Genomic DNA, 16,025 nt, shown 5'->3' with positions numbered 1-16,025 from the left:
CAAGTATTTGAGAGTTGCACCACAGGTTTTTGATCCCTCCAACCCCCCTGCAAAAGCAACAGGGCTGTTTCATTGCCTCAAAGGTTGATAAGGGGTAGGAATAGGTTGAGGATTTGATGGTTTGCTGGACTGGGGAGTTGACCCACTCCAAACTTGATTGAACTGAGCTACCGACAACGACTGTAAAATACTGAGATTAAGCGGCTCTTTGCTGATAAAAGTGGCATAAGAAGGCTGCAAATAGGAACGATATTCAGGGCGGTTAAGGAGATGGGTTTCTAAAAAAGCGACGCTGAGGGCGTTGAGATAGGAATAAACAGCAGCACGATCGGGGGGGCCCAGCAAGGCAGGTGGCACAGGTAAGACATCGTTTTGAGGAGTAGGTTCGGCGATCGCTGAAAAGTGGGTGGCATTTTCAATCAAAGCTAGGTACTTATTGGAGTCAGAAAGCCAGGTAAAGGGGCGAATTTGCTCAAATACGGGTGGTGCAAAAACATCTTGACTACCTGCAACCAGCATGACGGGAATTTTAATTTGACTGATTCCCCCCTGACCCAAAACTGAGCTGTCAATGGGATTAATTGCAATGATGGCCTTGATGCGATCGTCTTTGAGTTCGTAATTCTTTGGAGGTAAATCGTTTGCTTGACACTGCAAAAACAGCGACAAATTAAAGGATGAATTATCGGGATTGCAATCTTGCCTCAGTTGGCTAAAGTTAATATTTGCTCCTGCTAAAGTCAAAACAGTATAACCACCAAAAGACTGACCGATCGCCCCAACTTGCTGAAAATTGAGTTTTCCTTGGAGGGTGGGATCGGATTTATCTAGACGCTGGAGTTCATTGAGTAGATATTTGATATCCAAAGGTCGGTTGATAAATTCTGCTGCATCTGGCGGCCCTGCCAAACCCGCAAAATATTGTTGAAAGCGTTCGGCATTACTACCAGGGTGTTCTAGTACAGCAACGGCAAAACCATAGGATGCTAGATGTTCAGCCAGATAGACAAAGGTAGAGCGATCTGAGGCCAGTCCGTGAGAAATTACAATCAGGGGAAAGGGAGGCGAGAGTAATTCTCCAGCTTTTTGTGAACCTGCTGACGGCAGATAGATATCCACAGGTAGACGGCGTGAGCGAGAAATGTCATTTAACTCCAGGCTTTTTTTCTGCCAGGTGAATTTTCCTGGCGATCGCAAATCTGGTTTTTGGGAGAAATCAATTTTGGAAGTGGCTGCTTGAGCGATCGCTTCTTTTTGAAGAGAGGCAAAAACTTCATCCTTTTTTTTAATCAATTGCGACAAGTCATCGACTATCCTTAACCCCTCTGTGAAATTCACCCGTATAGTATCGCTAGGAAATTTCCGCAGTAAATTCACAACCGTTAAACCCTCTTGTTGATCGGCAGCAGACAAAATTAAAGAGGCACGTATGGCATAGAAGCCATTTTTTCGAGACTCAGTGAGAAGTAATTTTCCCAATTGTTGCACCAACTGCTCGCCTATCGGTGAGTAGGTAACTTGAGATACTAGTGTAGGAGTGACATTAAAGCGCTGCTGGAGTAGATCCCGCAATTGAGCAAGTTGTTCGGGAGTCGCACGACTAGCATAAAATGAAAAATCTTGATCGATTTTGCCTTCTTTAGCAAAGGTTTCCAGCGAGTTCACCGATAAGGAAAATTCGCCGAAGGGAGGATAATAAAAGCTAATGCGTTCAGCCCCCAATCCGGGAGTAGCAGTCAAGAACGTAGATAGAAAACCTAGACCCAGATATCTCAAAAATTTTTTCATTAGAAAAACCCACTATCTAACCCTGGCAAACAAGTTTGGGCAGGTAGGAAAGCGGGGCGGGATCTATAACCGCTTTCCTGTTTAATTGGTTTGGATATATCAAACAGGCTAGAAGCACAATAAAGCAAGTACTTACCATAAATTTGACAGGAGCTTTGAATAATCAAAATACATGAGTAACAAATTTTTCAGTCAAACAGCATCAGTAGCGCGATAATAGATATAGAGAGATCAAAATTAAGTTATATGTCCTTTGCTTCCTGCGCCTGTTGTGTTGTCGTCCTCAACCAACAACAAGAGCAAAATATCTCCCACCAAAACCAGTGCCAGGATGTGCCAGTTAACCACAGTAAGAGCACGGTTAAAAGTTGTACTGTAATTGAAAATGGCCGGGTGGTCGTTAAACCCTTACAACCACCACTCAATGAGACTTCCGAGTAACTTTCAGAAATTTAATCCCTTCACTCTAAAGGTAAAACATCGTGGAAGCGGTTGTAATCAATGTAGCGATTTCCATCGGGTGTGTGGTAAAAGATATCGACAAATTGATTGTTCCATAAAATCTCATTCGCACTATAGCTATGACGGGCATGGACGACTTGGGCAACCGTTTCATCAATGCCACTCAAAGAGACAATCAGTATAGTATTTGTCTGGCTTAACGATTCTGGTGTCATTCCATATAAAGGACTAAACTCATCAATGACATGCATCACTGACCAGCTTAACGTGAAGCTAGGTGTTTGGTTCCTCACCAGTTTGAGATCGTGGAACCGACGCATGAACTGTCCTTCTAGGGTTACTTCGTCGCGCATCAAGTAGACTCGCATCTGCGCTTCCAGAATCGTATTGCGACGCTTATTAGCGCTGCGAAATATGAGAGTCGGCATCGCATTATGAGCTGTAATGACAGCAACACGGCTAAAGAGTACACGGGCTGTAGGCCGAGAGAATCGAGCAAACGCTAGTCCTGTCATCACAGCAATTCCCACCAAACCGATCATTGCTTCAATCGTGACAATAATGTTGGCGTAAGTTGTTTTCGGATACATTGCCCCATAGCCAATAGATGCTAGGGTTTGCACACTAAAGAAAAAGACATCTAAAAAAGAGCCAGGTCGGGCGTTGGCAATACAATCTCCTCCTATCAAGTAAGCTAGGGCAAATAGAGCATTAATAGTTACATAGAAAGTACAAATCAGGAGCAGAAAGCCAGTCCAGGGAATCGTTAGCAGCAGATGATAAGGATCGCGCCAGTAGGAATGCCATGCACCCATACCTATAATCTCAAATTTTCCATCTTGAACTTGAATCTTAATCGGTGAGATCGGACGGTGTCGTTTCTTGAGTGAAAGTCTCTTCAGTCGAAATTTCATTGCAAGTAGCCAAAAGAACGGCAACTGCTTAGTATTGTAAATTAAGTTGCTTTAGAGACATTCACTCTAGACAAGTGGGGAGTGGGGAGTGGAAATTTAAACTTTCTTTTCTTAAATCAGCAAAAAAATAGGGTGTGCAATGCCCACCCTACTAATTTATCTGCTAGAAACTTATTGTTATGACTTTAGTGATTGACCTTTAGAACACCGATCAAACCACTCCTGGTATTTTTTCTGGTGTGTCTCATCTTCAACAGTAATGGTAACACGCACCTGCTTGCAGCCGTGATTTCGTTCTAGTGCGATCGCATTCAATAATAAATTAGCAATTTTAGGTGAGCTAAATTCGCCGCTTACCGTTAAACCGTTGTCAAAATGTGTAGCTTCAAGTTTTTCGACTTCGGCCAAGTCAAAGCCAGTAATTTCTCCTTGTCCTAAATCAATTTCTGCGAGTTGTTTGTGTTCTGGGCTAATTTGTTCCACAATCAGCCTTTCACGCCGGACAGGAACTTGTACCATCCGAGTTTCAATTACTTTGCGAACAATTACCTCACCAACTTTACGCTTACTGCTTTCAACAAATAGTCGTTCTTCTAGTAGACGAATAATCTGTTCTTCAGGAACCTGTTCTAAATTATTTAATGACTCAACTGGGCTATTTGTAATTTGATTGTTAGCTAGCTGCTCAGTTGAGTTAAAATCGCCTGGTGTTTCTGATTCTAAATATTCAGGCATATATTCAATTTCTGATTTGTTTAAGTCTATGAAAACAGATTGAGTGGGCTTGTCTATTTTTTTTATTCTCTGGCTCTGCAACTGAAATAAAGAAGGATGTGTATCAGCTAACTGCTGGCTATATTCAGCAGTTTTTTGATTAGCCTGGTTAGATATAACGAGGTTTAGCCGACGATTACCATCCACAATTAAATCATGAACCACTCCTACTAGCTGACCTTGATTATCAAACACAGCAAAATTGTTCACCTTCTTTCTTAAATCTGCCAGCGAGGAGATAGTGTGAGAATTACCCTTTGCCTGTAAAGTGTTTTTTGCCATAGTTTGGCTATTCATCTGGAAAGTTTACTAACTGCTTTCTACTTAGCTAAATTAAATGTATTAATCATCTGGATACCATTTAGAAAATATTTGCGATCGATGGATTTATCCAACTCATATCCAGAGTAATATTTGCAATCAAAAATCCTAAGTGGTATCAGCTATTGTAAGCACAGGTAAAGCTAATTCAACAGCCTCACCTGTACTGTATAGAATTAATATTATTAGTCATTAGCTATTAACTAATGACTATATTTAGTTAGCGTTCTTCAATCGGAAGATTACCAGAATTAACATCTAACTCTTCACGACGCACGGTTTCTTGAGTTTCAACTGTTTCTTGATCGACCACTTTTCTAACTCTGACTTCTTCACGCAAAAATGCTTCTTTGCGAATATCAGGAGTTTCTTCATGGATTTCTATACGAGCAACTTCGCCTTCACGAAAGTCTGCTTCGCGCCCAGAAACAGCCGTACCCGCATCTGCTGGAGTTACACGCTCAATCACAACTCGTTCTCTTTCTACTGGCACTGCAATCCGTGCGGTATCAGTTTCAACATGCTTGCCAATCGTTACTTCTCCAGTTTTTTGGCGTCGTTTGCTGGCAATCAGCCGTTCTTCATACAATCTTAGAGTTTGATGATCTTGCTCATTTAACCCGTATAAAGCAGGCTCATTTTCGTAAGTATAGCTATCACGGGCGTAAGTAGGAGTTGTACCTAATGGTACTACAGGCGATCCTAAAGGATCTAATCCTGCTAAAGGGTCTAATGGTGCTGCAGCTTCTACAGGAAGGTTGTAGTCTGTGGGTTGGCGATATACGCCACGCACCCGTTCTTCATAGTCGTAATCAAGGGTTTGACGTTCATTGAACTCAGGCAAATCTTCAGCTTGCTCTCTAGTCAAGCCAATTGTGTAAACGCGATCGATGTTATAATCGATACGGGCGCGGCCAATTGGTAGTAATACTTTTTTACCAAAAATCCAGAAGCCTAAGTCAACAACTAGATAGCGAAAATGACCTTCTTCATCAACTAAAACATCGCTAACAGTACCAACTTTTTCATCAGTTCCCTGTGTATATACACCCAGCCCTTTAATGTCATGACCATCAAAGCTCTCTTGATAGCTAGGCTCAAAATCTTCTAATTTGTAAAGAACCATTATGTTTAACCTCAAATATTTTTTGTCATCTCCTAATAACTAAACTAGACATTTATTTATTTTTATACATCCTTCTGCCGAATGAATTATTTCCAAGGTTAAATAACCGAAAGTTATAGAGAATTTTGATTGATATGGCTAACTAGAGACACGAAATTGGGAGCATCTCGCTTTACTTTTGTAAAGATATGTCTAGCTTTAGTACACGGGATTCACCAGATATATTAAGATTCTCACTGCAAAGTTTTGTATCTTTGGATCTGTGCATGGTTTCTCAAAATATAATTTTTTTGAATGTTAAGATTCCCGACTTTTTAGAAAGTCGAGAATCTTGTTATTGAATAAAAAACACAGGCAGAGATAAAAATTAACTTTGCCTGCATGATTATTTTTAGATAAATCTATCAAACAAATTTATAACCCAGCTAATTAAATAGCTTCATGTGCAGTAACACCATATTATTGCACATGTACATTCCCCGCAGTATCAACATCTAACTCTTCTCGACGAATAGTGTCTTGTGCTTCCACAGTGTCCCGTTCTACTACTTTCTTCACCCGAACTTCTTCACGCACAAATGCTTCTTTATGTATCTCAGGCGTTTCTTCATACACTTCTATGCGTGCTACTTCCCCTTCTTGAAACTGAAGTTCATTAGAATTTACAACCTTTCCTGCTTCTGTTGGCGTAACTCGCTCAATCAGAACTCGTTCTTTTTGAACGGGTACTGTAACGCGTACAGTTTCTGTTTCAATATGCTTACCAACCGTTACTTCTCCGGTTTTGATGCGGTGTTTGTTGGCAATTAATCGTTCTTCATAGAGTTTAAAAGTTTGATGAGATTGCTCATTCAACCCATACAAATCTGGATCTTTTTGGTAATTGTATGTATCGCGATCGGAAGTCACACCGCTAGTTGGAGAACGAAATACACTACGTACCTTTTCTTCGTAATCATTATTAACAATCGCGTCTTCTGTATGATCGGGTAAACCTTCTATTTGCTGTCTGCTTAACCCATTAACATAGACACGTCTTTCTGGATAACTGATCCGGCAAAGACCAATTGGTAGTAAGATTTTCTTGCTAACAAAATCTAAGCTGATATCAATAATTAAATACCGAAAATGACCATCATCATCAACTAAAACGTCAGCAACTGAGCCAACTCTGTCTCCTCCGTCAGTATAAAGATCCAGCGCTTTCAGGTCGTCTCCGCCAAAAGTATCTCGATAATTTTGGTCAAAATGTTCAAGTTTATGAAGAGGCATACGCTGTTCCTAAGTTGTTTATAAGGTTTATTTACAAGTGTAAAAAATATTGAGTTAAGTATCCTCCTGCTGGCGACTGAGTTCAATGGAGATATTTGAGGATTTATATTATTAGGGGAATACTCAAGTGAAACAGCCCTGCGTTTTAAGGGGATTGGGCGATCTCGTCTGCGTAAGTCCTAATTAAGAGCCAATACTGAAACAATGAGAGTAGACATTACAGAACCATACAGATTATGAGTGAACTTCCAAATAGTCTTGAAGATGCGATCGCCCAATCCCGTGTAGCCGTTCAAGCTGCCCTTGCAGATGGCTGTACTCGCTTACAAGTTGAATTCCTATTCCCAGAACTGAAGTTTATGCCGGTAGCGGAACAATTTCTGCCAGCGTTTACAGATTATGATTCCCATTTGAAGATTTTCTTTGCTGACGCTGGGGCTGCGGCCCTAGCCCGTCGTGATTGGGCAGATGCACCATTTCAAATTTTGGATATTGGTACGGGTAGGGCTGCTTCCTTGCAGACAAAAATTCAGCCAGAGGATGAAATTTTCTTATTCATTGCCCCCACATCTGTAGAAGTGCCGCAGTTGGAAAAGCTGTGTGAAGTAATAGGCGATCGCCCTTTAGTCTTGTTAAATCCCCGTTTAGAAGATTCTGGGGTTGTGGGCATTGGTTATACAGCCAGAAAAATCCGCGATCGCTTTATAAGTACTATTGAATCCGCCTATTACGTGCGCCCCATAGACGATCAAAGTGCCCTATATCGCTGCTACCCAGGACAGTGGGAAGTTTGGCTGGAAACCGGCGGCGAATATCAAAGAATTGCCGAATTACCCACAAAACCATCTGGTGATGATTTGGATCTCATTGTTTTAAAAGGACAACCGCAAACAATAGACGCGACACCTGCGAGAAAGCCCAGTGTGTTTAAGAGTTTGCAACGATTTTTAAAAGCGTTGAGCAGTTAGGCAAAAGTAGAGGTAGCAGGAGGAAACTTGATCATCTGCTGCCTCATTTTGAGTTTTTTATTTATCCTTTGAGAGTAAATTGTCACGAGGAAGACCGCTCCCGTCACGAGGAAGACCGCTTCCGTCACGAGAGAGACCGCTCCCGTCGCGAGGAAGACCACTCCCGTCACGAGGAAGACCACTCCCGTTGCGAGGAAGACCACTCCCGTTGCGAGAAAAACCGCTTCAGTTTGTTGGGGAGTGCGTAGACGCAAAGCGATTTGTTGTTAGATATCGCTGCTTTGGCAGAGCAACAACTTAGGCGATCGCACTATATAATTCATAATTCACGCCTGATGTGAATTAAAAACGCCTCTTGTACCGTAAAGGTTTTGAGATTGTCCAAAATCATAATTTTGGAATTATCAACGCAATTACAAGGGTTTCAACACTTAATTCACATTAAACGTGAATTATTAATTATTCGGTCACACGGTGAAGTTACTGATTTATTAGGGGTGCTATGTCAGGGATAACTCAAAATTGGCGGTGTTGGTGTAGTAAATTTGTAATATCAGTCAGTTGCTTGGTGGGAAGTGTGTTAATTGCCTCTTTGCAAGAGCGTGTTTTTGCCCAAATTACCCCGGATACCAGCTTGCCTAATAACTCTAGGGTTACAAGGGATGGGAACATCTTCAATATTACTGGAGGAACGCAAGCAGGATATAATTTGTTTCACAGTTTTGGCGAGTTTTCTGTGCCTACTGGTGACACTGCTTCTTTTAATAATAATGTTGCAGATATTAAAAATATCATTAGCCGAGTTACGGGTGGGTCAGTTTCTAATATTGATGGGTTAATTCGCGCTCGTGGTAAGGCTAACCTGTTTCTGATTAATCCAAATGGGATTATTTTTGGTCAGAATGCCAGCTTAAATATTCGTGGTTCTTTTCTGGCAAGTACAGCTAATGCACTGCAATTTGGAAATATCGGATTTTTTAGCGCTACTGAGAAAAATATCCCTTCCCCGTTATTGACTATTGATCCTTCAGCATTGCTGTTTAATCAAAACGCACCGATTATAAATAACTCAGTAGCACCAGCAGGAACAGATCCAGCAGGCTTTGACGCATTTGGTTTACAAGTACCAAATGGAAAAAGCTTATTGCTGGTGGGTGGTAATGTCAGCATGGATGGGGGACAATTAAATGCTTATGGTGGGCAAGTTGAGTTAGGAGGATTGGCAGAACCTGGTAGTGTCTTGCTGGGTGTAGATGGCGATAATCTCAGCTTAAGATTTCCTTCTAATGTTGAGCGAGCGTCGGTATCCCTCACCAATCAAGCAGGTATATATGTAGAAGGTGCTGGTGGCGGTAATATTGCAGTCAATGCCAGGAGTCTAGCGATTGTAAGAGAAAGTGTCCTATTTGCTGGTATTAAGGAAGGTTTGGGGACACCTGAAACTGTTGCAGGAGATATTACACTGAATGCTACCGGGGCAATCTTAGTTGCTGATCGGAGCAGAGTTTACAATCTTGTGCTTTCTGGGTCACTTGGCAATGGGGGTAATATTACTATCGATTCTGGTTCGTTCTCGTTACGCGATGGCGCTCAACTTGCTGCCTCAACCTCTGGACAAGGCAATGCAGGGAATGTGACAGTGCGGGCACGAGATGCTGTTTCTTTTGCAGATAATGCTTTCATCCTCAGCACGGTGGAATCAGGGGGTGTAGGTAAGGGAGGTAATATCGACATCAAGGCTGCAACACTATCACTAATTGATGGCGCTCAACTGCTAACCATTACTCGTGGTGCATCTGCTACCCAGCCAGCAGCACAGGGGGATGCGGGGAATGTCAATGTTAATGTTACTGGCGCTGTTGATATTGCTGGGGAGAAAAACGGTTTGAAGAGTGGGATTAGCAGCAGTGTGCAAACGGGGACACTTGGCAATGGGGGTAACATTACTATCGATTCTGGTTCCTTCTCGTTGAGCGATCGCGCTCAACTTACTGCCTCAACTTCTGGACAAGGGGATGCAGGGAATGTGACAGTGAGTGCAAAAGATGCTGTTTCTCTTGCAGATGCTGCCATCTTCAGCACACTAGGTTCTACAACCGCGCCAATCATTAAAGTAAATTTTGATGACTCTCGGCGTCCCACAGTCACAATTGAGCCTCGCGAACAAACTATCAACCCAAATACTTTAGGTAGTAGTGGAGATATAAACATCACATCTGATTTACTCAGTATCACTAATGGCGCTCGACTGACTACTAGCACCTTTGGCAAAGGAAATGCAGGTAGTATCAATCTTAAGACTCAGAATGCAGTATTTAGTGGTAATGATATCAGTGGTTTATCAAGTGGTGTTTTTAGTGCAGTGGAAGAAAAGGCAGTGGGAAATGCCGGAACCATTGGAATTACCACAAATGAACTAACACTTAAGAGCGGCGCTCAATTAGTTGCCAGCAGTTTTGGAGAAGGAAATGCAGGTACTATAACAATTCAAGCCACCGATAAATTTTTAGTAAATGGAATCAATAGCAATGGCTTACCTACGGGTGTATTTGCAGAATCCAGAACAGGTCAGGGTGGAAATATTCAGCTAAATATAGAAAATTTACTTATCTTACGTTATCAGGGTTTAATCTCTGCCACTAGTGGTGTTGCTGGTAATAATGGACTTGACGGCAATATAAACATCGACACCAAATTCTTAGTCGCTGTCCCCTCCGAGAACAGTGATATTATTGCCAATGGCTTCGGGCGAACTCCTGGTAGTAATATTCAAGTCAATGCCCAAGGAATTTTTGGCACTCAATTTCGGAAACAGCAAACCTTAGAAAGTGACATTGTTGCAACTGGAAAGGTCACATTAAACACGCCCTATGTTGACCCCAACCAGGGATTAAGCGAATTGCCAACAACACCAGTTGATACCAAGTTAGCCCAAGGTTGCTACAGTCCTGGTTACGCCCAAAACCGATTTGTGATCGCTGGACGCGGCGGTTTACCACCCAATCCTAAAGACATTCTCACTCCTGATGCAGTCCAAATAGATTGGGTATCCCTTAAACCCCGCAACAACAACCGTTCCTTACCACCTGTTACTAGTAAACCAACTATTTCCACTCCCAAACGCATTGTTGAAGCCACAGGTGCAACGCTAAACGCATTTGGACAAATAGTCCTCAGTGCTAATTCATCCACCGCTACTCCTCACACTTCCAGACAGAACCCAATTCAATGTTATGGTAGCTAAAGTTACTCAGACTTTTGCAGCGTCCTGCTTGCTGTGGCTCAGTAACCTGACAATTACATCTAGCGGGTGCCTAAATCCAGCTACCATCTCAATTAACCAGACAATTGATTAAGCCCCCCTTAAACGTAGGCAAACTTCCGTCATAGTGTACTAGCTAGCTGCTATGGCGAGTGGGATCGCCGTAGTCGATGAAGTATTGCAGCAAGTAAGTAAGCACAACTGCGATCATGACGCATGGCAATTTAATAGTGCTTATTCTGAAGCATTTTGATGATTGCATTGGTTATATTGAATAGGAAAAACTGAGCAATCCAGATGTGTATCGTGTACAGTTTTTCAATGGTGCAATACACCTAGAGCGAATGATATTTTTCTAAATAGTTTAGCAACAACCCTTTAACTCACAGCATAATCTGTATACTGCCGTATGTAAGGCGGGTGAAACCCAACGACAATATCGTGTTTTGGTACTCCCATTGCTGTAAGTTGCTCACCTACATCCTCTTGTGTACCATTCCACTGAATCCAAATTTTGCTGTTTTTGATATCAAAATGCATCACAGGGCCAAAAACCCTACGTCTATTTTGCCAACCAATATATATCAGTTGGTAATGGTCTTGTTCTACGTCAAAAATTGTTTGAGCTTCAATTTCATTATTAGAGGAAGCGCGTTACAAGCGATAAATATTACCTACGGATACTCTCGTGACCATCGGCCAGACTTAAAACAATTTCTGATACAACTAATATGTTCTGGAGATGGAGATATCCCAATATTTTTCAAATCAGCATCGGGAAATCAAACAGATTCATCTAGCTTTGGTCAAATAGCAGTTGATTCTAAAAAACAGATAGAAGTGGATAGTTTAATACTAGCTGATGCCGCCCTGTACACAGAAGACAATATCAAATTAATGTCCAAAATGACATGGTTATGTAGAGTCCCAGGGACTGTGAAATCAGCACAATTCTTAGTAGCAAATACTGCGGAATCAGAATTTGTTAAAAGTGAGTTATCAGGATATTCATTTGGAGTTAAAAATATCACTTATGGGGGAATAGAACAAAGATGGTTAGTAGTACAGAGCCAAGCCAGAAAAAAATCAGATTTAGAGAAGCTAGCTAAAAAAATCACGAAAGCTGAAGAGAAAAATAAAATTGATTTAAAAAAGTTGTCTCAAGAAAGATTTGCCTGTGAAGCTGATGCAATTAAGGTAACCGCTCAAGAATCCGGGGTAAATCGCTCAGTGACAAGGCTCAAATGGCGTAAACTCGTTCCTGAACTGGTAGTTCGCCCCGATTTATTGAGCGGATAGTAATGATGGATGAGCAGAACAATCAAAATATATCGTTCACAAAGTCGTTACTGACCGTCCCGCACGCAGGGAACCACGAGTTCAAAAACGCCGCCCCAAAGCTTACCCCTTTATGACAAAACCTCGACAAGAATTACGTAAACAACTGCAAACTTCTTAATTGGCAACTGTTTCCGCTTTTCTTAGTACCATTTGTCTTTAGACTACAGTGATTCCTAGCGTATAAGAACCAGGGTCAAAATAGCCAGAACTGAAAGTTCCGCCATTTTGAGGGAAGTAATCATAATCACTTACTGAAATGGAGTAAGTACCTGCCCCTAGTGAAGCGGTGATTGATTGAGAAGTACTGGAACTCTGTAAGTTCCCAGCACTATTAAATAGGCCGAGAACTGGATAGGTACCACTGTAATTCGGCGTGTTAATAGTCACAGTTCCTGGGTTAGCTAAAGAAAATGTGAAAAAGTCGAAATCAGGATTGTTCCCTGGAAGTCTTGCCAGTTGAGCAGAAGTATTAACTTCTGAACCTGATGTTAAAGTACCTAGCTTCTCAGCAGTAGCTAGTGTGTTGTTTGTCCCTTGTCCAGCATCTTCTTTCTCGTAGAACAGGAAGTCGTCACTATCAAGCTTCAGAGGCGATGCTTGCACAACACCAACGAGTTCATCTAGCTCTCCTGAGTTGTCCAGAAATACCCTTGTATCGGCTCCCACAGTCTGCAAGCGATAGTCTGCCAATGTTCCTTTGAGCTGGATTGTATCTTCGTTGGAGTTGAAGCCACTGATGGTAGCGTAGTCTGTCAAACCACTACTTCCACTGTTGTTATCGTCATAAAAGACATTAGTAGCATCTCCAAGTAAGAACTGATCTTCCCCAGGTCCTCCAGTTAGGGTATCAACCTCCCCTAATCCAGGAGAATCAGAACCGTTAGTATCAACGCCTATGAGGACATCATTTCCAGGCCCTCCAAGGAGAGTGTCATTGCCGACCCCGCCACGGAGGGTGTCATTGCCTTCCCCTCCTTCGATTTGGTCATTGCCAGCCCCGCCAAACAGGCTGTCATTCCCATCCTCGCCCAAGACGAGGTCATTACCTTCCTGACCATCAAGAAAGTCATCACTATCCCCACCAAGCAAGGTGTCATTGCCGCCTCTGCCAAAGAGGGTATCACTGCTGCCTCCTCCAATCAGGGAGTCGTTAAAACTAGAACCAAAGACTTGCTCGATATTGAACAGGACATCATTCCCATCTCCCCCACTGGCAGTTCCAGTGCCAAGGTCAACGGTAACTCCGGCAGTGGCATTTAAATAATCAGCAGTATTAATGCCAGTCCCACCAAAGAGTTGGTCATCCCCGCCTCCACCTTCGAGTTGGTCGTCGCCGTCCCCACCAAGCAGAATGTCATTGCCGCTGCCGCCTAGCAGGGTATCATTGCCTTCTCTACTAATGAGAGTGTCACTCCCGTCCTCACCAAGCAGGATGTCATTGCCAGCCCCACCAAGCAGGATGTCAATGCCGCTACCACCAAGCAGAGAGTCATTGCCGTACCCGCCATTGATAAAGTCGTCGTTAGCCCCGCCAAGGAGGGTGTCATTGCCGTTATCACCAAAGAGGCGGTCATTACCAGCCTCACCATTGACAAAGTCATTCCCGTCCCCACCACTGAGGAAGAAGTCATTGCCAGCTCCGCCCAAGATGGTGTCATTGAACCTAGAACCAACGATTCTTTCAATCTCCAACAGGACATCATTCCTGCCTTGCCCTGTAGCGGTTCCAGTGGCAAGGTTAATCGTGACTCCGGCAGTGGCACTGAAATAATCAGCAGTATCAACGCCAATTCCACCCAAGAGTTGGTTATTGCCAGTCCCACCACGCAAGGTGTCATCGCCAGCCCCACCACGGACAATATCGTTGCCTTCCTCGCCATCCAGCAGGTCATCGCCAACTCCACCATCAAGCAGGTCATCACCACCTCTACCAAAGAGGGTGTCATTACCGCGCCCGCCAATTAGAAAGTCCTTGAAACCAGAACCAAAGACTTGTTCGATATTAAACAGGACATCATTCCCTGCCCCTCCCTTGGCGGTTCCAGTCGCCAGGTTGACGGTGACACCGGCAGTGCTATTTGAATAGTCAGCAGTATCATTGCCAGTCCCACCAAAGAGTTTGTCATCCCCGTCCCCTCCTTCTAGTCGGTCATGGCCAGCCCCTCCTTGGAGGGTGTCATCGCCAGCCTGACCAATCAAGTTGTCATTGCCATTCTCGCCATCAATCAGGTCATCGCCAGCCCCGCCATTAAGCGTGTCAACCCCTTCCCCACCAAAGAGTTGGTCTTTACCGTCTTCTCCAGCGAGTCGGTCATCTCCGTCCCCGCCTTCGAGAAGGTCATTGCCAGATCCAGCAAGGAAAGCATCATTACCGAACCCACCAAGCAGGGTGTCGTCACCGCCTTTGCCAAGGAGTTGATCGTCATCCTCCTCACCATCGAGAAGGTCATTGCCAGGTCCACCAAGGAGGACATCATCGCCGAACCCACCAAGCAGGGTGTTCTCGCCGTCCTCACCATTGAGAAGGTCATTGCCGTCCTCGCCATTAAGCGAGTCATCGCCAGCCCCACCCAAGAGGTCATCATTGCCGCCCCGACCAAAGAGGTTATCATCACCGCCCTGACCAAGGATAGCGTCATTCTCAAACGTGCCAATTAGAGTGTTATTCGTGTTGTCTCCAATAAGGTCTGCCATATCAATCCCCTCGGTTATAAGTTTGATTCAGAGATATTCGCTGGCAGAGGTGTCATCTATGAGTAGCCCTGCCAGCGGGGAGAAACCCTAGATAGGTAGTTCAAATAAATGTAGCATGTACTTACACTGGTTTCGTAACCGCTCAATAATTCAGGGTAAATCGCTCAGTGACAAGGCTCAAATGGCATAAACTCGTTCCTGAACTGGTAGTTCGCCCCGATTTATTGAGCAGATACCTGGTTTCTTGGTCTAGACACTGCCTAAATAGTTATCACTAGCATAGGGCAAAGGCATCTTATTTGCTACTAAAAACTAAGAGAGGAATGGCACTAAGAAAAGCTGAAACACTTGCGGTTTAAGCAGTTTGCAATTGTTTGCGTAATTCATGCCGTGGTTTGGTCATTAAGGGGTAGGCTTTCGGACGACGTTTACGAACTCATGGTTCGTTTCTAGCAGGACGGTCAGGAACAGCCTTGTGAGCAATAACTTTGAGTTGCATTGCGATAAATTTTAAGACATTTTGTTGAAGTTGCAGCTAAGAGGCTATTTATAAAGTAAATCTAAAGGTGGTTAATCAAATGAAATGATAACGATAAGATACTTTTGAGATAGTGCATTTACATAGCGTTCAATGACTCGAAAGGCTTATTCTACCGACCTGAGTGACTCAGAATGGGCTATTCTAGCTCCCTTAATTCCACCAGCTAAGTCCGGTGGACATCCGCGCACAACTGATATGCGCGAAGTATGCAATGCCATCTACTACCACTTGAAAACAGGTTGTCAATGGGACATGCAACAGGCGTGACTTTCCTCCAAGCTCGACGGTTTATAGTTACTACCGGAAATGGCAGAAATAAGGAGTTTGGCAACAATTGAACCACACACTACGTAACCAGGTTCGGGAACAAATGGGTAGGTCAGTCCAACCAACTGCGTTAGCAAAGCTCGCCATAGGCATCGCAGCAGACAGTCAGTCGGTGAAAACGACTGAAAAAAGGGAGCCAGTGCGTTGGGCGGCTCTGCCGACTTGAAGCAACTGGCGTGGGAAGTGTACGGCTTTGATGGCGGTAAGCTAGTTAACGGACGTAAACGCCAAACTA

The 16,025-nt window shown here is 43.4% G+C and carries 10 protein-coding genes and 1 pseudogene; 4 read left to right on the top strand and 7 right to left on the bottom strand.

Annotation, left to right across the window (positions count from 1 at the left end):
* Positions 1–69: 69 nt before the first annotated feature.
* The 5 genes from HWQ40_RS03935 to HWQ40_RS03910 form a co-directional block, all read right to left on the bottom strand.
* A complete protein-coding gene (locus HWQ40_RS03935; RefSeq protein WP_292775083.1) occupies positions 70–1,788 on the bottom strand; it encodes an alpha/beta hydrolase in 1,719 nt (572 codons plus the stop codon).
* Between the two features lie 461 nt (positions 1,789–2,249).
* The gene (locus HWQ40_RS03925) at positions 2,250–3,164 is read right to left on the bottom strand and encodes an ion channel (protein ID WP_292775081.1); all 915 of its coding nucleotides are present in this window, start codon (positions 3,162–3,164) and stop codon (positions 2,250–2,252) included.
* Positions 3,165–3,341: 177 nt separating this feature from the next.
* The gene (locus HWQ40_RS03920; RefSeq protein WP_292775080.1) at positions 3,342–4,220 is read right to left on the bottom strand and encodes a DUF2382 domain-containing protein; all 879 of its coding nucleotides are present in this window, start codon (positions 4,218–4,220) and stop codon (positions 3,342–3,344) included.
* Between the two features lie 259 nt (positions 4,221–4,479).
* The gene (locus tag HWQ40_RS03915) at positions 4,480–5,385 is read right to left on the bottom strand and encodes a DUF2382 domain-containing protein (protein WP_292775079.1); all 906 of its coding nucleotides are present in this window, start codon (positions 5,383–5,385) and stop codon (positions 4,480–4,482) included.
* A gap of 459 nt (positions 5,386–5,844) precedes the next feature.
* On the bottom strand, positions 5,845–6,657 hold the full coding sequence (locus tag HWQ40_RS03910; RefSeq protein ID WP_292775078.1) for a DUF2382 domain-containing protein: 813 nt from the start codon (positions 6,655–6,657) through the stop codon (positions 5,845–5,847).
* 236 nt (positions 6,658–6,893) lie between these two features.
* Here HWQ40_RS03910 and HWQ40_RS03905 point away from each other — a divergent pair, with 236 nt between their 5' ends.
* Together HWQ40_RS03905 and HWQ40_RS03900 are read left to right on the top strand one after the other, a co-directional pair.
* On the top strand, positions 6,894–7,625 hold the full coding sequence (locus tag HWQ40_RS03905) for a DUF1995 family protein (RefSeq protein WP_292775076.1): 732 nt from the start codon (positions 6,894–6,896) through the stop codon (positions 7,623–7,625).
* A 577-nt stretch (positions 7,626–8,202) separates the two neighbouring features.
* Positions 8,203–10,869, top strand: coding sequence for a filamentous hemagglutinin N-terminal domain-containing protein (locus HWQ40_RS03900; RefSeq protein WP_292775074.1), 2,667 nt, complete (start codon positions 8,203–8,205; stop codon positions 10,867–10,869).
* Positions 10,870–11,265: 396 nt separating this feature from the next.
* Here the strand turns inward: HWQ40_RS03900 and HWQ40_RS03895 are convergent, their stop codons facing one another.
* Positions 11,266–11,475, bottom strand: coding sequence for a XisI protein (locus tag HWQ40_RS03895; RefSeq protein ID WP_366933907.1), 210 nt, complete (start codon positions 11,473–11,475; stop codon positions 11,266–11,268).
* A gap of 12 nt (positions 11,476–11,487) precedes the next feature.
* Here HWQ40_RS03895 and HWQ40_RS03890 point away from each other — a divergent pair, with 12 nt between their 5' ends.
* Complete coding sequence (locus HWQ40_RS03890) at positions 11,488–12,186, top strand: IS1634 family transposase (protein WP_366933903.1); 699 nt, start codon at positions 11,488–11,490, stop codon at positions 12,184–12,186.
* 198 nt (positions 12,187–12,384) lie between these two features.
* Here HWQ40_RS03890 and HWQ40_RS03885 read toward each other — a convergent pair whose 3' ends face one another.
* Positions 12,385–14,922 carry a calcium-binding protein gene (locus HWQ40_RS03885; RefSeq protein WP_292775073.1) on the bottom strand — a complete coding sequence of 846 codons (2,538 nt, stop codon included), beginning with the start codon at positions 14,920–14,922 and terminating at the stop codon, positions 12,385–12,387.
* A gap of 631 nt (positions 14,923–15,553) precedes the next feature.
* Between HWQ40_RS03885 and HWQ40_RS03880 the strand changes: the two are divergent.
* Positions 15,554–16,024 (top strand): annotated as a pseudogene (locus tag HWQ40_RS03880) (transposase); the annotation flags it as partial.
* Position 16,025 lies beyond the last annotated feature (1 nt).

Source organism: Nostoc sp. NMS9 (assembly GCF_017114995.1).
GTDB lineage: Bacteria > Cyanobacteriota > Cyanobacteriia > Cyanobacteriales > Nostocaceae > Nostoc.
This window is presented reverse-complemented; position numbering and strand designations above follow the sequence as displayed.